This is a genomic window from Pedobacter sp., from assembly GCF_045627485.1.
In the GTDB taxonomy this organism is placed as follows: domain Bacteria; phylum Bacteroidota; class Bacteroidia; order Sphingobacteriales; family Sphingobacteriaceae; genus Pedobacter.
On the sequence record NZ_JAZQNU010000210.1, the window covers coordinates 1 to 21,641 of the forward strand.

The 21,641-nt window shown below is 41.6% G+C and carries 16 protein-coding genes; 5 read left to right on the forward strand and 11 right to left on the reverse strand.

Annotated elements, in window-relative coordinates; all coding sequences use genetic code 11:
• Positions 1–399 precede the first annotated feature (399 nt).
• Complete coding sequence (gene rpsF, locus ACR2F3_RS16415) at positions 400–699, reverse strand: 30S ribosomal protein S6 (protein ID WP_432711069.1); 300 nt, start codon at positions 697–699, stop codon at positions 400–402.
• A 154-nt stretch (positions 700–853) separates the two neighbouring features.
• Here rpsF and ACR2F3_RS16420 point away from each other — a divergent pair, with 154 nt between their 5' ends.
• Positions 854–2,731: a DNA polymerase III subunit gamma/tau gene (locus ACR2F3_RS16420; RefSeq protein WP_432711070.1), complete on the forward strand. Its 1,878-nt coding sequence runs from the start codon at positions 854–856 to the stop codon at positions 2,729–2,731.
• A 22-nt stretch (positions 2,732–2,753) separates the two neighbouring features.
• On the opposite strand, the gene ACR2F3_RS16425 is transcribed toward ACR2F3_RS16420, so the two are convergent.
• The gene (locus tag ACR2F3_RS16425; RefSeq protein WP_432711071.1) at positions 2,754–3,179 is read right to left on the reverse strand and encodes a hypothetical protein; all 426 of its coding nucleotides are present in this window, start codon (positions 3,177–3,179) and stop codon (positions 2,754–2,756) included.
• Between the two features lie 102 nt (positions 3,180–3,281).
• Here ACR2F3_RS16425 and ACR2F3_RS16430 point away from each other — a divergent pair, with 102 nt between their 5' ends.
• The 3 genes from ACR2F3_RS16430 to ACR2F3_RS16440 all read left to right on the forward strand — a co-directional run bounded on the left by ACR2F3_RS16430 (position 3,282) and on the right by ACR2F3_RS16440 (position 8,243).
• A complete protein-coding gene (locus tag ACR2F3_RS16430) occupies positions 3,282–4,517 on the forward strand; it encodes an isocitrate dehydrogenase (NADP(+)) (protein WP_432711072.1) in 1,236 nt (411 codons plus the stop codon).
• 330 nt (positions 4,518–4,847) lie between these two features.
• A complete protein-coding gene (locus ACR2F3_RS16435) occupies positions 4,848–6,158 on the forward strand; it encodes a PQQ-dependent sugar dehydrogenase (RefSeq protein ID WP_432711073.1) in 1,311 nt (436 codons plus the stop codon).
• 3 nt (positions 6,159–6,161) lie between these two features.
• The gene (locus tag ACR2F3_RS16440) at positions 6,162–8,243 is read left to right on the forward strand and encodes a TonB-dependent receptor (protein ID WP_432711074.1); all 2,082 of its coding nucleotides are present in this window, start codon (positions 6,162–6,164) and stop codon (positions 8,241–8,243) included.
• Positions 8,244–8,247: 4 nt separating this feature from the next.
• Here the strand turns inward: ACR2F3_RS16440 and ACR2F3_RS16445 are convergent, their stop codons facing one another.
• From ACR2F3_RS16445 to ACR2F3_RS16460, 4 genes are all read right to left on the reverse strand, one after another.
• On the reverse strand, positions 8,248–10,131 hold the full coding sequence (locus ACR2F3_RS16445; RefSeq protein ID WP_432711075.1) for a TonB-dependent receptor plug domain-containing protein: 1,884 nt from the start codon (positions 10,129–10,131) through the stop codon (positions 8,248–8,250).
• A 58-nt stretch (positions 10,132–10,189) separates the two neighbouring features.
• Positions 10,190–12,481 (reverse strand): GH92 family glycosyl hydrolase, encoded by a 2,292-nt coding sequence (locus tag ACR2F3_RS16450; protein WP_432711076.1) that lies wholly within the window; start codon positions 12,479–12,481, stop codon positions 10,190–10,192.
• Positions 12,482–12,516: 35 nt separating this feature from the next.
• Positions 12,517–13,776 (reverse strand): NAD(P)-binding domain-containing protein, encoded by a 1,260-nt coding sequence (locus tag ACR2F3_RS16455; RefSeq protein WP_432711077.1) that lies wholly within the window; start codon positions 13,774–13,776, stop codon positions 12,517–12,519.
• A 144-nt stretch (positions 13,777–13,920) separates the two neighbouring features.
• Positions 13,921–14,769, reverse strand: a complete 849-nt coding sequence (locus ACR2F3_RS16460; protein WP_432711078.1) for a glycoside hydrolase family 16 protein — start codon at positions 14,767–14,769, stop codon at positions 13,921–13,923.
• A gap of 194 nt (positions 14,770–14,963) precedes the next feature.
• On the opposite strand from ACR2F3_RS16460, the gene ACR2F3_RS16465 reads away from it, so the two are divergent.
• Entirely contained in the window at positions 14,964–15,449 is a 486-nt protein-coding gene (locus ACR2F3_RS16465) for a DinB family protein (RefSeq protein ID WP_432711079.1), read from the forward strand.
• Positions 15,450–15,482: 33 nt separating this feature from the next.
• Here the strand turns inward: ACR2F3_RS16465 and ACR2F3_RS16470 are convergent, their stop codons facing one another.
• The 5 genes from ACR2F3_RS16470 to ACR2F3_RS16490 all read right to left on the reverse strand — a co-directional run.
• Positions 15,483–17,774, reverse strand: coding sequence for a GH92 family glycosyl hydrolase (locus ACR2F3_RS16470; protein ID WP_432711080.1), 2,292 nt, complete (start codon positions 17,772–17,774; stop codon positions 15,483–15,485).
• Between the two features lie 18 nt (positions 17,775–17,792).
• The gene (locus ACR2F3_RS16475) at positions 17,793–18,458 is read right to left on the reverse strand and encodes a basic secretory protein-like protein (RefSeq protein ID WP_432711081.1); all 666 of its coding nucleotides are present in this window, start codon (positions 18,456–18,458) and stop codon (positions 17,793–17,795) included.
• Positions 18,459–18,480: 22 nt separating this feature from the next.
• Complete coding sequence (locus tag ACR2F3_RS16480) at positions 18,481–19,356, reverse strand: ROK family protein (protein WP_432711082.1); 876 nt, start codon at positions 19,354–19,356, stop codon at positions 18,481–18,483.
• Positions 19,357–19,369: 13 nt separating this feature from the next.
• On the reverse strand, positions 19,370–20,791 hold the full coding sequence (locus ACR2F3_RS16485) for a glycoside hydrolase family 125 protein (RefSeq protein WP_432711083.1): 1,422 nt from the start codon (positions 20,789–20,791) through the stop codon (positions 19,370–19,372).
• 126 nt (positions 20,792–20,917) lie between these two features.
• Positions 20,918–21,641 (reverse strand): substrate-binding domain-containing protein (locus tag ACR2F3_RS16490; protein WP_432711084.1); only part of this gene is annotated, 724 nt, incomplete at its 5' end.

Consider the following 21,641-nt stretch of genomic DNA (forward strand, 5'->3'; position numbering starts at 1 on the left):
TTCTCTTACTTCGTACTTGTCGGAAAGTACATTGCGTCGGAAATCATAGCTCATGGCCATGAATTCCTCGACAAGGGTCTTACCAGCTACCTCTGCAGCTGGCACACTCTGGGTTGGGGGTTCTTGCATGTAAAAAATAAAATAAATGAATAAAGTTAAGTTAGGCTTTCAGGGTTTGCATTTCATAAGATGAGATACTGCGTATAAAGAGATCATCTCGAATCGCTGCTGCGAGTGAGATCCATCGTTTCACTCAGGATGACATGGTAAGTCGTATGTGTTTCTCTAAAAGCGGCCGCAAAGATAAGGAAAAGTAATGGCGGTTACAAATAAATCCTCAAAATAATGATAATTTATTGATATATTTGTTGTGTTTTAGTGCGACAAGGCCGAGAAACCCTAAATTCTGGCTATTAAGGGGTCTGAAAGGCCTTCAGAATTTCCGAAAGTACCTTTCACGGGAAAAAATAAGTCCAGACGAATTCGTGTAGTACCTTTCATGGTCGTGGCATCCTCTACAGCGTACGCAAAAGAGTTTTTTTCAATCGGATACGCTAATTTTCTCAAACCCCAATTGTCCTCTTGAACAATTTCGGCTCCGCTATCAGTGATGATTTTGCTAAATTTGGCAATTGCCTCTTTTGCAACTTCTTCTGATAACAACGGGGTTAGAACGATAACAGTTTCGTACTGATTCATTGTTATTTATTTAAATATTTAATCAATTCCCATCATTAATATGGGGCTGCAAACTTACGTATATATTTCCAAAAATCAAATTATTAATTAGTTACGCTTTTATTTTCTAAAAAAACGCCTCCCACTGCGTAATATTTTCTAATTTCGTTGTCGCATGGAGAATTTTATAGTATCGGCCAGAAAATACCGTCCTTCTACGTTTGAAACCGTTGTTGGGCAAAATCACATTACCGGAACCTTAAAAAATGCGATCAAAAACAACCAGCTAGCACAAGCATTTTTGTTTTGCGGCCCTCGTGGTGTAGGTAAAACTACCTGTGCCCGTATTCTCGCCAAAACTATTAACTGCACTAATTTAACACCTAACCAGGAAGCCTGTGGTGCCTGCGAATCCTGTGTTTCCTTTCAAACCGGACATTCCTTTAACTTCCATGAGTTAGATGCGGCGTCGAACAACTCGGTTGATGACATCAGGAGTTTAATTGAGCAGGTACGTATCCCTCCGCAAGCCGGAAAATACAAAATCTACATCATCGATGAGGTACATATGTTGTCGGCAAATGCCTTCAATGCCTTTTTGAAAACGCTGGAAGAACCACCCTCCTACGCCATATTTATATTAGCCACTACAGAAAAACATAAAATTCTGCCAACCATCTTATCACGTTGTCAGATTTTTGATTTCAACAGAATACAGGTAGAAGATATTGCTTCGCACCTGAATACCATTGCCATGCGCGAGCATGTGGCCGTGGAAGCAGACGGTCTGCACATCATTGCTCAAAAAGCAGATGGCGGTTTACGCGATGCGCTGTCGATGTTTGACCAGATTGTTAGTTACACCAATAAGAACTTAACATATAAAGCTGTAATCGATAACCTTAATATCCTGGATTACGATTACTATTTCAAACTTACCGAATACCTCACTACAGCCAATGTTAGCCAGGCGCTCATCCTGTTTGATGAGATCCTGAACAATGGTTTCGATGGCAATAACTTTATTAACGGTTTGGCCAGTCACATGCGCAACCTTTTGGTGGGTAAAGATCCACAGACGATAAAACTGCTTGAAGTAAGTGAAAACATTAAACAAAAATACCTGAGCCAAAGTCAGCAAATATCAGCTTCCTTTATATTAACGGCTTTGAACCTCGCTAACCAATGCGACCTCATTTATAAGAACAGTAAAAACCAACGTTTGCAGGTGGAATTGGCGCTAATTAAAATGTGTCATATCCCATCGGTTATACAATTGGCTCAAATTCCCGCAACGCAAAACGGCGCCGGAAATAACGGACAACAAAAAAAAAAGTCTGATTTAGACCCTCAGTCACCATCGGTGGCACCAAAACCAGCTCAGGCAGCACCTGTAAAGCACTCTGCAACTGCAGCACCTGCAATAAACACGCCTGCTGTACCTCAACAACCTGTAGCAGCCACACAACAACCTGCACCAGTTCCAGCAGCTCCCGTTATCCCAGCAGTCCCCGAAAGTCCGGCTCAGCCACAAGAGAAAAAACGAGTGGCCGACAGTATTATGCTTAAACCGCAACAGCAGTCAAGCAATACCATGGGTACCTTAATCCCTTCCTTAAACGCCTTGCAAAATATGGCGGAAGGCATTGACGACAAGGAGCCTAAGTATATTGATGGTAATGACAAGGAGGCTTTTACATTTGAGCAACTGAAAGTGCTTTGGGAACGCTATGCCAATAAGGCAAAAGATGAAGGCAAGATTAACGTCTATACCTTGTTAACCAGTAATGAGCCGATTTTAGAAAACGATGTGATTACCGTAATCATAGAAAACAAAATTCAGGAAAGCATCCTGCAAGATGAGCTGGTTTACTTCCTGAATTATCTGCGACCGAGGTTAAAGAATTTTAACCTCCGTATTGTGACTAAAAAAGTGGAACTAGAGTTAAAAAACAGGCTATATACAAGTATTGAGAAATACCAGTATATGGTACAGAAAAATCCGCAGCTGGAAGAAATGCGCAAGCAGTTCAACCTTGACGTTAATTCTTAAGTATAAACTACTACTAGCAGGTTTAAGGCATTGGCGGGGCATCATTAATTGGATAACCCTCTTCATCAAGGTCTGTACGCTCGTCTTCAGGCGTTTTAGCCAGGTACTCATCTTCTGGGTTTAACTCCACAATTTCTCCGTCGTCAATATGCATGCCCAGGGTCTCCAGGTCATTCTCAACAACTTCATCCTTGCGGGCATATTCATCACCGATAAATGGATTGGCTTCATCATAATCCGAATTGTCATCGCCGCCATTAGCCGCGGTAGTGTCGTAAGGAAGCGGATGATCATAATCCTTATCTGTGCTTTTCACATCGATTTCAAAGCTATTTTTTTCTTTATCATAAGCCAGGTCTCTCACTTCTTGTGTTTCGCCCAAATTCTCGCCGTGTAATTTGTCATTGGCTCTTTTTTGATCAGCGTTGTTGCGGTCTGGTGTGTTCATAACTGTATTCTTTATTGTTTATAAACGCCATACAATCTTTAATTGTTTCAGAATTTCTATCTTTGCCTCTCGTATTTAGTTAATTAAAATTACATTGATAATATGTCTGTACAGAAAATTAAAGTAACCCAGCCCGTTGTAGAGTTAGATGGTGACGAAATGACACGTATCATCTGGAAGTTTATCAAAGACAAATTGATTCTTCCTTATTTAGATCTTGATATTAAATATTATGATTTAGGTGTTGAATACCGTGATGAGACTAATGACCAGGTAACAATAGACGCAGCTGAAGCCATAAAGAAATATGGTGTAGGTATCAAATGCGCAACCATCACACCTGATGAGCAACGTGTTAAGGAATTTAATTTAAAACAAATGTGGAGATCACCAAACGGAACCATCCGTAATATTTTAGATGGTACTGTTTTTCGTGAGCCAATTGTGATGAGCAATGTACCACGTTTAGTTCCAAACTGGACTGCCCCTATCTGCATTGGCCGTCATGCTTTTGGTGACCAATACCGTGCTACAGATTTAGTAACTAAAGGAAAAGGTAAATTAACCTTAACCTTCACTCCGGAAGACGGTGGCGAAGTTCAGTCGTTTGATGTATATAACTTCAAAGGTGACGGTGTTGCTTTAGCAATGTACAATACAGACGAAAGTATCATCGGTTTTGCACATGCATGTTTCAACCAGGCTTTGAGCAAAAAATGGCCCTTATACTTATCAACAAAAAATACCATCCTTAAAAAATATGATGGCCGTTTCAAAGATATCTTCGAAGAGATCTACCAAAGCGACTACAAAGCTAAATTTGACGAAGCTGGAATTACTTATGAGCACCGTTTAATCGATGACATGGTTGCTTCTGCATTAAAATGGAATGGTAACTTTGTTTGGGCTTGTAAAAACTACGACGGTGACGTTCAATCGGATACTGTTGCGCAAGGCTTTGGTTCGTTAGGTTTAATGACTTCTGTATTGATTACTCCAGATGGTAAAACAATGGAAGCAGAAGCGGCGCATGGTACAGTTACTCGTCACTACCGTGATCACCAGGCTGGAAAACCAACTTCAACTAACCCTATTGCATCGATTTTTGCATGGACAAGAGGTTTAGAGTTCCGTGGTAAATTAGATAACAACCAACCATTAATTGATTTCTGTCACGCTTTAGAAGCAGTTTGTATTGAAACTGTGGAAAGTGGTAAAATGACGAAAGATTTAGCGGTTTGTATCCATGGAAACAAAGTGGAACACGGCAAGGATTACTTATATACCGAGGAGTTCTTAGCTGCAATCGATGAAAACTTACAAGCTAAATTAGCTTAAGTTTAATCCCAATATTTAAAAGGCTGCGTGCGAAAGTACGCAGCCTTTTTTGTTTAAAGAAATTCTACATGAATCATTGTTTTCCCGGAAAAACAAGGATTCATCCCGGATTCATTTCGCTTTCGAACAAACCTAGTAATGGAGCAAAAACAATACTTTTTAGCAGAATACTACAAACCCATTTAAATTGCGAAAATTATATTCGTTATATCACATTAGACAAACATTTAAGAAATTAAAACCTCCATATAAATTGTTACAAACTTCCTGCGCCATTTCCTGTTAGAAGGGGAATAGCTATTTCTAATTGACTTACCTTAGAAAAATAATATGAGAAACATATCCCTAATAATGGCGGTTTTACCCTTCACCCTGGCCTGCCAGGAAAACGATAAACAAACCGCTCAGACAGATACCATTACCACCGCCTATAATCAGGAACTTATTCTTCCGGAGCCTAACCCTGATGCTTCAAAAAACAAGTTTAGCAAGGTTATAGGCTGGCCTGAGGGAAAGACCCCGGTAGCGCCTAAGGGTTTTACAGTAACGAAGTTTGCCAGCGACATTAAAAGTCCGCGAAACATCTATGTGGCACCTAACGGCGATATTTTCGTGGTTTTGGCTAATACTGAACGATCTGCCAAAGACAAAGTAGAGGCTGTGGTTACTGGTAAAGCAAAATCAGAACAAGGTGGCAAAAGTGCCAATACGGTTGTTTTATTTAGGGACACCAATAATGATGGTAAACCAGACATACAATCTGAGTTTTTAACAGGCTTAAACCAACCTTATGGGGTATTAGTTATTGACGACGCCTTTTATGTGGCCAATACCGATGGTTTGTGGAAGTATCCTTACAAACAAGGTGACATTTCAATCAGCGAAAAAGGCACTAAAATTATGGACTTACCTGCCGGCGGTTACAATAACCACTGGACGCGTAATTTGATTGCCAACGCCGATAACAGTAAAATTTACATCACTGTTGGTTCAGGTAGTAATGTGGGTGAAAATGGCATGGAACATGAAAAGAACCGCGCCAATGTCTTAGAGATAAATCCGGATGGAACAGGCTTTAATATTTATGCCAGTGGCTTAAGGAATCCGGTGGGTATGGACTGGGCACCGGGTACTACTGTATTATGGACAGCCGTGAACGAACGTGACGGACTAGGTGACGACCTGGTACCTGATTATATTACCAGTGTACAAAAAGGTGCCTTCTATGGCTGGCCATATGCTTATTTTGGCGCAAATGAAGATCCCCGCTTAAAAGGCCAACGTGCGGACCTTGTTAAAAAAACCATCAAACCTGATGTTGCTGTCGGTTCACACACCGCGTCTTTAGGGTTGGCATTTTACGACGGTAAAAAGTTTCCTGCCAAATACAACGATGGAGCCTTTATTGGCCAACATGGTTCATGGAACCGCTCCGTGTTATCAGGTTATAAAGTAGCATTTGTGCCTTTTAAAGATGGTAAGCCAACTGGGCCATTGGAAGATTTCCTTACTGGCTTTATTGCCGACCTGGATAAAGCTGAGGTTTATGGACGCCCGGTAGGCATTGCGGTCACTAAAGATGGCGCCCTGTTAGTCGCAGATGATGTAAGTAATACGGTATGGAGGGTTGCCACAAATTAACCAATGAAAAGATTCCTCCTCCCCGCCTTCACATTACTATTTTTAGGCAGCATAGCGCAGGAAAACCCGGCTCGCCGGGAAAAGTCTCCTGACACAGCCAATAGGTTAAAAGAGGTCGTCATCAGGCCTTATTTTTCAACACAATCCATCATGCGCAGTACCACTGCCTATGGATTAATAGATTCAACAGTTTTGGAAAACCAGGCGGGTATAAGTTTTGTACCCGCCATCAATACCATTGCTGGTGTGCGCATGGAAGAACGCTCACCAGGCAGTTACCGCCTCTCGATCCGTGGCAGTTTGTTGCGTTCTCCTTTTGGAATACGGAACATCAAAGTATATTTAGACGAGTTTCCACTAACTGATGCTGGTGGAAACAGCTACTTCAACGCACTTGATATTAACAGTGTGCGCCAGATACAAATACTCAAAGGCCCCCAAAGCAGTATTTACGGTGCCAATTCTGGAGGTGTAGTACTTATCAACCCGCTGGAGGAAGCTGCCGACAGTACCACACTTAACTTCAAAGCGCTTGGCGGATCGTACGGATTGTTCCAGGAAAATATCCAGTTGGGAAAAAAGTGGGATAAATACCAGTTTTTACTGAGCCAGTCGTACCAGCGCAGTGATGGCTACCGCGATCACAGTGCAATGGATAGGAAATACATTCAGCTGTTTCAAAAGTATGATTATAGTGCTTCAGCAAATTTGAAAGCTTTATTGTTTTATTCAGATCTGCACTACAATACCCCGGGTGGATTAACTGCAGCACAGTTTGCAGAAAATCCACGTTTATCACGTCAGGCCACTGCTTTTACTAAAAGCGCCATAGAACAAAAGGCTGCTATATATAGCAAGACCGTTTACGGGGGATTATCTAATGAATGGAAGATCAGTCCCTCGCTGAAACACGTGGCAGCGTTATACACCTCCTATACAGATTTTAAAAACCCTTTTATTACCAACTACGAACACCGAAACGAATTGACCACTGGTTTGCGTACCTACCTGGAATACCAACGGTTGCGTAAAGACCTCAATTGGACCTTTAACATTGGTTTGGAGAGCACACAAACAAATTCCGACATCAGCAATTACGACAACAACCAGGGGCAGCGTGGTGAAGTGCAATCAGAAGATGAACTTAAAGCAAGTTCCAATTTCGCCTTTGCACATTTGAACATCGATTTTCTAGATAAATGGTTGCTTGAACTTTCGGCCAGTGCCAACCTTTATAAATACCGTTACGAAAGTATGGCACCGGTAGCCATAGGGCGGCAAACTAATAAGTTTGATGTTCAGTTTATGCCCCGGGTAGCCTTGTCTTACCTAGCCAGCAATGAATTTTCACTTCATGCCTCCATCAGCAAAGGTTATTCGCCACCTACCATCTCTGAAATCAGGGCTTCGGATCAGGTAATAAACGTAGACCTGCAACCGGAATACGGCTGGAACACAGAAACAGGTTTTAAATACCAAAGCGCCAACCGAAGATTCTTTGTGGATGTTACAGGCTTTTACTACAAACTGAATAACGCAATTGTAAGGCGCCTGAATGAAGGTGACGCTGAGTTTTTTATTAACGCCGGCGGAACAAAACAATGGGGCCTGGAAACCGCTATTTCTGCCTGGCTTATCCCACAAAATACCACACAATTTGTTGGCGGACTGCAATTAAGGAATGCCTATACCTGGAGTAAATTCAATTTCAGTAATTATCTGGATGGCACGAACGATTATAGCGGTAATGAGCTTACAGGGGTTCCAAAAAACACCGTAGTGAGCAGTGCAGACCTGTATTTAAGAAAAGGCTGGTCGCTATATGTACAGCATAATTATACCGCGGCAATTCCCTTAAACGATGCCAACACGGTTTATGCCGATAAGTATCAATTATTGCAGGTAAAAGTAACCTGGAAAAATTTGAAGGTAGGCAACAGTCCCCTGACGTTTTATGTTGGGGCAGATAACCTGCTGGACCAGGCCTATAGTTTAGGTAACGACCTGAATGCAGCAGGTAACCGCTATTTTAATGCTGCACCCGGACGCAATTTCTACGCCGGGCTGCAGCTTCAGATTATGTAGGATCTTACAGGCCCACTTTAACACCTAACGTAAACCAGGAGCCGGGCATTGGTACTGCACCGGCTTCTATATATTGTACGTTTAGCAGGTTGGCACCATCGGCATAAATGCTGTATTTAGCTTGTTTATAGGCCAAACGGGCATCCAGAACCGTATACGATTTATAGTTTATCCTTTCATTGTAACGGGCGGTTAGTGTAATACCGAATGTATGATAAACATCAGCATGCACCGTTCCACTTAATTGATTTCTCAAACTTTCAAGCGCGTAGCGCGAAAAGGCAGCAGCTGCCAGCGTTGTTTTGAAACTTGGATCAAGGTACGTATAGGCGGCACCTACCCTCAATTGAGAAAGCACAGCCGAAGCATTTTGCTGTTTAAGGCTGTAATCGGCACTTAAAGTTAATCCTTTAGTATTTACCTCGCTAAAGTTTTCAGGCTTCCAGGGGTCCGTTTGCTGGGCTTTAACCCAATCAATAAAATTGTCGATCCGGCGAACAAAGTAACTGGCATTCATCACCAGCCGGTCGCTGTTATACTTCAGTCCACCTTCTGCATAAACCGACTTTTCAGGCTGCAGCAAATCGTTACCGATATTGGTAGGCCCTTTATAGTAAAGATCGGTATATGTTGGCAGGCGTTGTCCGGTACCTACGTTGGCAAATACACGCCAGTTGCCATAAAAGTTATACCCTGCATCGATGCCAGGGAAAGCCTGCCAGCCATAATCAGAGTTATAATTGGCATAAGCCCCCATATTGATCAGCAAACGATCAATGGGCTCGAACTTAAATTCGCCAAACAGGCCAGTGTTAGTGCGGTCACGTTTTCCCAGGTTCGTGCTGTTAATCGATTCCCGGCGGGTTTCCAGTCCGACACCAAAGGTTCCAATTTTTGTTTGAATGGTATTGTTCAGTTCCGCATCCCATACATGGGTGTGGTGGTTGTTATGAAATTGATCTGGGTTTTGTTTAATGTAAAGGTAATCGTCTACATTATTTCGGTAGCTAATCCTGGGCGTGAGGGTCCAGGCTGCATTAATTTTACGGGTATAAGCTACAGAGGCCAATAATGTTTTTACCGTTTCTTCCGACTCTTTATCGCCTGGCGAAGAGTAAAATCCATTCGCACCAAAGTTATTATGGATATAACCCGCCATAATATCCAAGCCGTCGGCTGCACCTAATTCCACCTTACCCTGGTAAAATACCTTCTGGTTGTTGAAAGCGGTATTATAGCGGTAACCATTTCCTGCTTCCTGCGCCAGGGATAAACTGTGACTTGCTTTCTCTCCTTTGTGGGTTCCATTTACCTGTAGGCCATAATTGGCGTAGGTGTCACCAGATACTTCGTCTTTTTTGAAACTACTGCCTGCAAAAACATTGGCAGAAAGGGAGGTCTTTTCAACGCTGCGGGTAACAATGTTAATGGCACCGGTAAGGGCATTTATGCCATAAATGCGGGATGCTGAGCCTCTGATTATTTCAATATGGGCAATATCGTTTAGGGTGATGGGCAGGTTCATCATGTTGTGCCCCGTCTGAGGATCGGATACTTTGACGCCATTAATCAAAACGAGCGACTGGTCGAATGTACCGCCATCAAGGCTGATATCAGCTTGTGCGCCCCCCGGGCCACGCTGACGAACATCTACGCCGGTTACAAAACTTAAAAGCTCAGCAACGGAACGAATGGGCAAATTTTTGATTTTCTCTTGATCGAGGATCCAAATGTTGCGGTTTTGTTGCGAAAAAGGCAATTGAAGCCTATTTTCTTTAACCATGACTTCATCAAGTCTGTTAATGGTGTCCCTTTTGGAAGGTTGTTGAGCCTGCAAGCTTGCCATAAGGCTCAACAACGCTATGCCGGTGAAGGCAAATTTCTTCATCTGCTAACAGTTAAAATTAGCAGGCAAATATATAAGCTTTACCGGATATCCATCGGGCTTATTTTTTACGTGGTTTTGCAGCCATAAAGAACTGAATTTCGCCACCTGAGGTAATTTCATCGTGGGTAATGTATTTACGGTCAAGCACTTTACCGTTTATTAACACTTTATCCACATAGACGTTTTTATTACTTTGATTTTTTGTGGTCACTTTAAAGGTTTTACCATTCTCCAGGTTCAGCGTCGCATTTACAATTGCCGGACTACCTAATTCGTAGTTCATGGAACCAGGAGCCATCGGATAAAAACCCAGGGTGCTGAAAATATACCAGGCACTCATTTGTCCGCAGTCGTCATTTCCGCCAAGGCCATCGGCCGTTGGAAGGTACATTTTCTTCAGGATCATGCGCACGCGTTCCTGTGTTTTCCATGGGGTATTGGTGTAATTATACAAATAGGCGGCATGGTGCGCAGGTTCGTTACCATGAACATAGTTGCCGATGATACCTTCGCGGGTAATGTCTTCGGTGTCTGCAAAAAACTCATCCGGCAAGTGCATGGTAAACAAAGAATCTAAATGTGTAGCAAAACGTTCTTTTCCTCCTCTTAAGGCAATCATCTCCTCAGGATTATGGGGCACATAAAGACTATAGTTCCAGGCGTTACCCTCAATAAAGCCTTGTCCGTGGGTACTTAACACATCAAAGTCTTTCTTGAAACTGCCGTCTGCCAGGCGTGGACGCATAAAGTTTGATTGGGCATCGTAAACATTTTTCCAGTTTGCCGAGCGTTTCATGAATTCCTCATAAATGTCGGTTTTATTCAGCTTTTTAGCCAGTTGTGCAATACACCAATCGTCGTAAGCATATTCCAGTGTATTGGAAACCGAAGTACCGTTGGAAGTAGCAGGTATATATCCCTTATCAATGTATTCGCCAATTCCTTCATAACTGCGGTGGTTGGCGGTATTGATACAAGCTTGTAACGCCGCTTCGGGATCACCGGTATAAGTTCCTTTGATAATGGCATCGGCTACTACAGAAACGCTGTGGTAACCACTCATGCACCAGTTTTCGTTAGCATAGTGCGACCATATTGGCAACATCTTTAAAGTACTCTGGTTGTAATGCGCCATCATGGAAGCCACCATATCACCATTACGTTTCGGCTGAATAATGTTAAACAACGGATGTAAAGCTCGGTAAGTATCCCAGAGGGAGAAGGTTGTATAATTAGTGAAACCCTCTGCTTTATGGGTGTCCTGATCCAAGCCTTTATACTCGCCATTTACATCATTATAGGTGGTAGGGTTAATAAAAGTGTGGTACATGGCTGTATAAAAATTCACCTTATCATCTTCATTTAAGGTGTTAATAGCAATTTTACTCAACTCCTTGTTCCATGCTTGCTGTCCGTCTTTTTTCACTTTTTCAAAATCCCATCCAGGAATTTCCGTCTGCAGGTTTTCCAATGCATTTTTCTGACTCACTGAAGAAAGTGCAAACTTAATTTTCACCTTCTCTCCTTCTTCAGTGTTGAAATCAAAATAGGTTCTGATGTTCTTTCCAGCCATCTCTGGGAAATTTTTAGTTTGGTCGAATTTGCGCCAGAAACCATTGTACACCTGTTTATCATCGAAGTTCTTCTGTCCGTAGCTTTTAAAAGGCTTCGAGAAAGTCATAGCGAAATAAACCGTACGAGTACGCGCCCATCCTGAAGTCTGGCGATAACCTGTGATCAGGGAATCATTAACCACGCGAACGAAGGTCCACACGTTTTTATCTTTGTAATTGTATATGCCGCTCATCAAGTCGAGAATAATATGTGACTCGTCTGATTTAGGGAAAGTATACTGGTGAAACCCTACCCTAGGGCTTGTGGTTAATTCGGCTGTAATATCATGGTCGTCGAGTTTTACTTTGTAATAATTGGCTTCTACCACTTCATTATCATGCGAAAATGCTGAACGGAAGCCATTCTCAGGTTTATCAGCGGTGCCTGGATTTAACTGCAGTTTACCGGTTGTAGGCATGATGAGGAAATCACCAAGATCAGAATGTCCTGTACCACTAAAGTGAGTATGGCTAAAGCCGACTATGGTTTTATCTGTATATTGATAGCCTGCACAATATTTGTACATGTCTTTGTTGTATTTCCCGTTTACCTCGTAAGATAAGGTATCTGTGTCGGGACTTAATTGAACGGCACCAAAGGGCACTGTGGCACCCGGAAAGGTATGCCCCATTTTTGCCGTTCCAATAATTGGTTTAACATATTGATAGGGTTGTTTTTGAGCATGGGCAGCATAAACAGCAAAAAAGCCGAACAGTCCGATAAAGAGTTTTTTCATGTTTGTTGATGGGTGTATTTGTATTAAAAAACAGGTTAATCCATTTTTAACCTTCTGATCATTTCTGTACTTTGCTGGCGGCCATGTTCAAGCCGAGCACCGAAGAAGAGCTTAGTTTGCTCAAAATGTTGTTTATATCCTTCCATATCGCCGTAGCCGATTATAGACGACCATTCGCGCACTGCAGAGTGAAACTCTAAATCGTCGCCCCTTATTTTTTTATCATATAAGGCGGTTTCTATGGATTCTTCCAATAACTCTTCATTTCTAAAAAGGTATTCTACAATGCCCAGCCGGAGTTTAAAAGGTGGTGTCTGGCAGATTAAATTGTCGTAGGGATTTACACCAAGCCGGTACCAGGAGTCGGCCATACTCAGCAGGCTCAGGTGAGAATTAGGTTTTCTGGTAGCGGCATGATCTGAAAGAGAAAATTCTTTCATCACATCATCATCTAACAATAAGGGTTTTTGTGCTTCATGAAAGATGAAATCCCGCGCTTTATATAAGCGGTTTCTAAATTCTGCTGCCTCTTCCCTGATCATCATTTTAAATAAATCAGATTCAGATTGTGCATAACTTTTCACCTGCTGGCGTGCATATGGATTCAGGATAGCTAAGCCACCATAAATATGCGCTTTGTAACTAAATATCCTAAGGGTTGTTAAGATCTTCACATTATCGATCCCACCGAGGTAGGCTGCATCTTCCCACGGAAAAAAGCCTGCTTCTTTCCAGGCGGTACCCATGCTTTCAAATCCCACATGGGTAGAAGCTTGTGTATCGGCTACAATTTTATCATGTTCATGGTAATCGTCCATGATCACCATATCAGACTTTAAAACGGAAAGCAGGTCCATCATCCTCTGAAAAGCCTCCTTGGTGGTACGGTGAGGGATGACGATGAGTTTCTGTCCTTCAGGATCGAATGCAGGTCCGTGCAGCGAATGGCAGGTGATGATGTTCACATCTTTGGCCAGATGCTTTTCGAAAGCGGCGATTTCGGGATGTTTGATGGAAGTTTGGCCAGCTACAATGGCACCATACTTGGTTGAAGGGCCATACAGATTAAGCACCTGGTCGATTTTTTCGGCTTCTACTGCATAAAAGATGATGTCGCAACGGCGGGAGACTTCCTTTCCATCTTCAAGCAGGTGGATACCCAAAGGTTCCAGCTCTTGTTTTAGTTGTTCTTTGAATTGAGGCAGGTCTGAACCAAAGACCGGGTAGCCTGCTTTAGCAAAACATTTCGCATAAAGCTTACCCATATCGCCTAACCCAATTATTCCAATATCCATAATTAAAAATATAGGCAAGTTTGGCAATTATTTGGGGATATAAAAAGATACCGGCAATAAATCGGTTATCTTTTTTAGGAGTTTATGCTTTTTCTAAAGGTTATCAGGCATAATCTCCCATTTATAGACTTTTTTCTTTTGCTTTTACTTTTTAATCATTTTATAGTAACGCACGTAGTCTACAACCATACTTTGAGGGAAAATCTGGTCATCGATGCCCTTTGCGCCGCCCCAGTCGCCACCTACAGCAATGTTTAACAAGAGGTGAAAACGTTTGTCGAAAGGCCATTCTTTATAAGTATTACCTTCGTTGGCGAATTCAAACACTTTAACATCATCAAAATAACCGCTGATGGCGTAAGGTGTCCAGTCTACCCGGTAAGTATGGAACTCCATACTTGCTGTTGGGATAAATTTGGTGGCTGTTTTCTGTGTATTGATTTTAAAATAATAGGATTCAGTATGCGTGGTAAAATGAACCGTATTCTGGTCATAACCCACATGTTCCATGATGTCAATCTCGCCAGATTTTGGCCATCCGCCGTAAGCGAAATCCGTGGGCAACATCCAGATTGCCGGCCAGGTGCCTTTACCGGTAGGCAACTTGGCGTTTATTTCCATCCTACCGTACAACACATCGAGTTTGTTGCGTGTAACCAAACGTGCGGAAGAGTAATTCATGCCGTTACTGTTTTCCTTCCTTGCCGTGATGGTTAACTTACCGTCGGCCACACTGGCATTGTTAATGGAATTGGTATAGTTTTGCTTTTCATTGTTACCCCAGCCGCTACCGCCAAGGTCGTAATCCCACTTAGAAGGTGCCGGTAAGCCAGTGTAATCAAATTCATCGCTCCAGCTTGGTGTAGTTTCAAATGTCCATTGTATGTCGGCAACAGGATGGGTACCCTGCTGGATAATGATTGGTTTCAGGTTGTCGTTACTGGCACATGCGCCCACCAGGGCGAATATTATGGGTAAGGTAAATGATAGCATGGTGATTTTTCTTTTAAATACTATAAAATTTGGGCGTTTTTGAATTCTAAATCAGTGACGTCGTACTTATGCTAACTGTAATTTTCATCTGTAACAAAGCCAATGGCATTCCTAAGATAGAAGAAAACAGATAGGAGAAAGATAATTGAAATTGTTAATTAAAACATAAAAATTATTGCGCTGTTATCTGTTTTATGGATGCAGCAGATTCAAAAATTATCTTACTCCAGGAACTAAGTAACCTGATCAGAAATGGAAATGCACATGCTTCTTTAGAAGACGCAGTGGCAGGTATAACAAATGACCAGGCAGTGTTAACCACAGAACGGTTACCCTATAATATCTGGCAATTGGTGGAGCATCTTCGCATTGCGCAGTGGGATATTCTTGAATTTTGCGTAAACCCCCTACATAAATCGCCGGAATGGCCATCGGGTTATTGGGTGCCGGCAGCGGAGCGGCCGGATGAAGACCAATGGAGTAATAGCTTATGGCAGATTAAGGCAGATAGAGAAAGTTTTTTACAAGTTTTGCATGCGCAGGATGCGGAACTATTTCAGCCCATTAAACATGGTACCGGACAGAATTTGCTTAGAGAAGCCTTATTGATTGCCGATCACAACGCCTACCACATTGGACAGATCATTGTATTACGACGTTTGCTCGGCCTTTGGAAATAGTCAGCCTTACTGGCGTAAGGCTGACTAAAATATTTATTTTTTCTCTGTAGAGAAAGAGTATGGAAAGCTAGCTTCTGAAGTCCCTCGTTGTTTATTTGGGGTAGCCGACATATTGAAATTTAAAACTGCACCTTTTTGCAAGCCTGAATGGCTGATCCAGTTTTTATCATATTTTTTACCATTTAACTTGAAGGAGTCAACGTACCTGTTCTCTGCGCTATTCTTATCCGCATTAATCACAACAGTTTTACCATTCTCAAGCTTAAGTGTTACCTTTTTAAATAAAGGAGCACCTAATACATACTGATCTACTGCAGGTGTTACCGGATAGAAACCCATTGCAGAGAAAACATACCAGGCAGATGTCTGGCCATTATCTTCATCGCCGCAATAGCCGTCAGGTGTAGCGCTGTACATTCTGTTCATGGTTTCTCTAACCCAGTATTGGGTTTTCCATGGTGCACCACCGTAATTGTACAAATAAATCATGTGTTGTATAGGCTGGTTTCCATGTGCATATTGGCCCATGTTTGCAATTTGCATTTCCCTGATCTCATGGATCACTCCACCGTAAGCACTTTCGTCAAATATAGGTGGCATAGAAAATACAGAGTCCAGTTTTTCTACAAACTTGGCTTTTCCACCCATTAGCTTTGATAAACCATCAATATCATGGAATACCGACCAGGTGTAGTGCCAGCTGTTACCTTCTGTAAAAGCACCACCCCATTTGAAGGGACTAAAAGGTGTTTGGAAAGTACCATCCTGATTTTTACCACGCATTAAACCTGATGAAGGATCAAAAAGATTTTTATAGTTCATGCTGCGTTTGGCATAGATCCCAATTTCACTTTCTGGTTTACCAAGGGCACGGCCCAATTGATAAATGGCAAAATCATCATAGGCATACTCTAATGTTTTAGCAGCGTTTTCTCTTACTTTAACATCATAAGGAACATAACCTAACCTGTTGTAGTATTCCACACCATCACGCCCAACCGCTTCCATTGGTCCTTCATTGTTGGCACCATGAACCACAGCATCCCATAAAGTATTGATTTCATACCCACGTAACCCTTTAATATAAGCATCACTCACCACAGATGCGGAGTTGTTACCCACCATGATGTTGGCATAACCAGGGCTGCTCCATTCAGGTAACCAGCCGCCTTCTTTGAAATCGTTAACTAAACCTTCTTGCATTTCCTTATTTATAGAAGGGAACATCAGGTTTAAGAAAGGATACAGCGCACGAAAAGTATCCCAGAAACCTGTACCTGCAAACATATAACCTGGCAGTATTTTTCCGTTGTACGGACTCCAATGCACAATTTTATCGTCTGCATTAATTTCGTATAACTTGTGCGGAAAAAATAATGTTCGGTAAAGTGAAGAATAGAACGTGCGGGTTTGATCAATGCTACCACCTTCAACCTTGATACGACCTAATTTTTCATTCCATTCATCTTTCGCTTTTTGTTTAGTGGCATCAAAAGCATCACTGGCCAATTCGCGTTTTAAATTGATTTCAGCTTGCTCAAAACTAATAAAAGAGGATGCTACTTTAGCAACAACCTTTTCACCTTTAGTGGTTTTAAACCCGATTATAGCACCGGTATGATCACTTTGAAGTTCTAATCCGTCTTTTAACGAATTACCGCTCCATGTTTTTGCAACCGAGAAGTCTTTATCAAAATAGATAACAAAGTAATTCTTGAAATTTTTAGGCAATGGACCAAAATTATGTTTAGTGGTGTAACCCATAATCTTTCTTTCCTTTGGAAAGATTTTAATATAGGAACCTTTATCCATTGCATCTATAACAACAAAAGAGCTGTCTGTTTTTGGAAAGGTAAAGCGGAATTGCGCCGCACGTGCAGTTGGTGTAATTTCAGTAGTTACATCAGCATCAGCGAGGTACACGCTATAATAATAAGGAGTAGAAACCTCCGCTTTATGGCTAAACCAGCTTGCGCGGTCATCTTGGTTGAACTTCATTTTTCCAGTAACTGGCATGATGGCAAACTGGCCATAATCATTCATCCATGGTGATGGCTGGTGGGTTTGTTTAAAACCCCTGATTTTATCTGCATCGTAAGTATAAGCCCAACCGTCGCCCATTTTACCGGTTTGCGGTGTCCACATGTTCATTCCCCATGGTACGCCAATGGCGGGGTAAGTATTTCCGTTAGATAGTGATGGCTTAGATAGTGTACCCATTAGAGGGTTAACAAAATCTACCGGACTTGTTATTTTGCCCGATTTCTGAGCAGAGACGCCCGTGGTAGCAAGTACCAGTAAGGCAAAAAAAGTTCTCTTTATCATGGTTTCTTTGTTAAGGTGTTATTGTTGTGTTAAATATGCTGCCCAAAGACCATCAAGATCATCTTTGGTTAATTGTTTCCAGATTTCTGGTGTATAGCTGTGGTCTCTCAAACTCTGATCTATGGCTTTGATGGTGCCAGATTTTACATTGTTTTCAATCCAGTCAAAAAACCTGGCGGTTATGCGGTAACTGCTTTTATAATGATGATCTGGTTTCAAGGCAGGTAGCATCCATTTGGCGCCAGCGTTGTCTACGCCGTATTTATAACGGACATAATCAGCAATGCCTTCAGTTAACCAGCCAGGACCTACACTATTGCCATAATTCTGAACAATGTGCATCACCTCATGTGTCACCACATCGATATCTTCCGGATGTTTATCCATCCAGGAGGAACTAAAGGTAACCTTTCCGTCATGAGCAAATGCCACCCCTTTATAGGTAGTATCAACAAAAAATTTCACATCTTTTAAGGTATTCTTATTGTATTCTTTTGCCAATTTCGGATAAACCACAAAAAAAGTATTAATCATTCTTTCTTTTAGTGCAGGATCCAGGGAGGCATGATTACTTTCAAAAGTTAAGGAATAACCTTTTTTTTTGATAACCTTCTGCGCATTTACCGGCATGGTAGAAAAAAGGCATACGGCAACGGCAAAGGACAATAGCTTATATTTACGCATAACGTATTTTAAAAGTTTTTAATTAAGATTGATGAAGAGATTCCCAACAGCTGGCAGCCCCGATTAAAGATGCAACCTCCTGGAGCTCTGCTATTTTGATGGCGATATCAATATTATTCTCTTGCAGTTTAGCCTTTAATGAAGGTAGAAAATATGGATGTGCATTCGCAATGTTACCACCAAGCACCACCACATCTGCCTGCCGTGCTATGATAAAGGGACTAAGAAATTCAGCAAGTGTATCGCCAAACTCATTAAAAATAAGGCTTTTCTCTGTACATTCCTCACCTAATGCAGCTAAGACTTTCACGCCTTGAATTACTTTTCCAGTGCATTGAAAATAACGATGTATAAACCACCTGGTAGACAGAAAATCTTCGGCTATGCCACCTTTAAAAGGTGATTGCCACAGGGCAGCATCTTCTGCAATTCCGTTATCCAGAAAGGCAGAGCCTAATCCAGTACCTAAAGTAAGTCCAATTACCTGTTTCCCACCTCGCGCGGCTCCACCAAACACTTCACCCTGCAAAAACCCAGCTGCATCATTTAAAAAGCGTATTTGAAAAGGCTGAATGTGTAAACGGGCTGCCAGTTCCTGTTTTAAATTTAACTGGTAAAGCGTCCTGAATTTCTCCTGATCCTGAATAAGGGAAATTCCGTTTTGATAGTCAAAAGGCCCGGGCATAGCTATTCCTATATGCTTTTCAGTTACTTTAGCGCCATCAAACACCTGGTTGATTATTTTACACCAGCATGCTAAGATATTGTCGGCTGTATCGTTTGAATTTACTGCTTCACGGCACAAAGTACCCTGTAAAAGGCTTCTGGTTTCAAGGTTTACTAAAGCCGCCGTCATATGCGAACCGCCGATATCAATACCTAATACACTATCTTTCATCAAATTTCTATTTTTAAGCTTTTAATAGTTCAGGTGTGGTATTGTAAGTTCTCCATAGCAATTCACCAAACAAGGTATTTGACCATGCAAACCATGATCTTGTAAACCTGGCAGGATCGTCTTTATGAAACGATTCATGCATAAAGCCTGTACCGGCATGTGTTTTTTGAAGTGTTTGTATACACCATTTAATCTCTTCTTTATCATTGGAGGTCAATGCCCGAATGGTTAAACTCATTGGCCAGATCATGTCTTGCCCAGCATGTGGACCGCCAATTCCTTCAGCAGCACTACCTTTAAAATAGTATGGGTTGTCGGTAGACAATACAAATTTCCTGGTATTTTTATAAACCTCGTCGTTTTCGGCAATTGCACCTAGATAAGGAAGCGATAATAAACTAGGCACGTTAGAATCATCCATCAGGTAAGAACTACCAAATCCATCTACTTCAAAGGCATAAATTTTACCATATTTAGGGTGATTTGCAGTTCCGTATTTTTGAATAGCTACACTTACTTCGTCAGCCAGCGCTAATAACTCATTAACTAAAGCACTGTCTTCCTGATGTAAAGCTTTGATCATTTCCGCAGCCTGTTGTAATGAAACAACGGCGAAGAAATTCGCTGGAATTAGAAAAGGAAATATGGTGGCGTCATCACTCGGACGGAAGGCGGAACAAATTAATCCTACTGGATTAACCGGAAAGCCATATCCTCCCATGGGAAGTGAATCTGTTGGTTGCGTAGTTTGACGTTGAAAGTGATAAGGACCTCTATTCTCCTTGCGTTGCTGCTCTTTGAAAACTTGCAACGTGCTGGTAATCGCTTTTTTCCAATTGGCATCAAAAGGCTTTGTATCGCCTGTTTTTTTCCAATAGTGGTAAGCCAGTCGAATAGGATAACATAACGAATCAATTTCCCATTTACGTTCATGAATACCCGGCGACATGGTGGTGTGGTCGGTTTGCCACTCCCCTATTTTCGCAGGATCATTATAAAATGCATTAGCATAGGGATCCTTTAAGATAGATTTAGTTTGATGATTGATAACTCCCGCAATTAAGTTCTTTAGGGGCTTATCTTCATTAACAAACTGAAGATATGGCCAAACCTGTGCAGAACTATCACGAAGCCACATGGCATCAATATCGCCAGTAATCACATAGGTATCCGGTTTTCCACCGTTTTCAGTATAATAAACAGTAGTATCTAAAGTGTTAGGAAAGCAGTTTTCAAATAACCACTGCAATTCAGGGTTTTTAACTTTCGATTGGAAGGTCTTAATGGCTGCATCAACAGATTTGCTCTTAAAATGGCGTTTAGATGGTGCAACTCTAACAACTGGGAATTGTGGTGCAGCGGCAAAAGACAATTCGGAAGCTAATAAACCCGCACCTAACAGGCCGGTATTTCTTAAAAATATTCTTCTTTTCATTATACTCTATTTGAAATGTATTTGGTTAGTAAAACGATTTAGTTTCAATATTATAAATATAATTCCCCATATACAACACTATAATCAGTTCTACGTGTAATTTTAAAGATACATCGCAAATAACTATTAGCGTATAATCAATTTGGCGGGTAAAATTATTTGTTCAGGCGCTAACACGTTTGTGGAAGCAAGTTGTTTAAATATTAATTTGATGATGTTATCGGCAATTTCTTCCAGAGGTTGCGCCACGGCGGAGATTTGAGGACTATGTAATTTAAAAACATCTCCGTCATCATAGGCAATCACGTTAAAATTTTCATTAACCAGTTTATTCATACTTCTTAATGCTGAAAGACCGCTAATGGCCAGGTAATTCGTGGCAAATAAAACAGCATCAATAGTTTCATTGGCTTTGAATAGTCCTATCAGCTGGTCTATGGTTTCATTTCTAGGCTGGTTAAATGGCACTTTAAGAACCAGGTTTGAGTTATAGGCCAAATGGTGATCTGCCAGTGCCTGCTGGTAACCTGCTTGCCGGTCAGTTATTTGTTCCACATCCAGATCGACAGTAACTAAAGAAATGTTTCGTTTATTCATGGCTACAAAACCATCAATAGCTTCGTAGGAAGCCCTAAAGTGATCAACTCCAACATAATTTGCCGAAATGGAGGGCAGAAACCTGTCGAATAATACAACTGGCTTATTTTCGCCCAACAATTCCTGGATAATTTTTTCCGTGCCTTGCACAGGCGAAATAATGTAGGCGTCTACCTGGCGGGATCTAAATAATTGAATGAGTTCGTTGGTACGTGCGGCATCGTTTTCCGTACTTGAGTAAATTATCTTATAG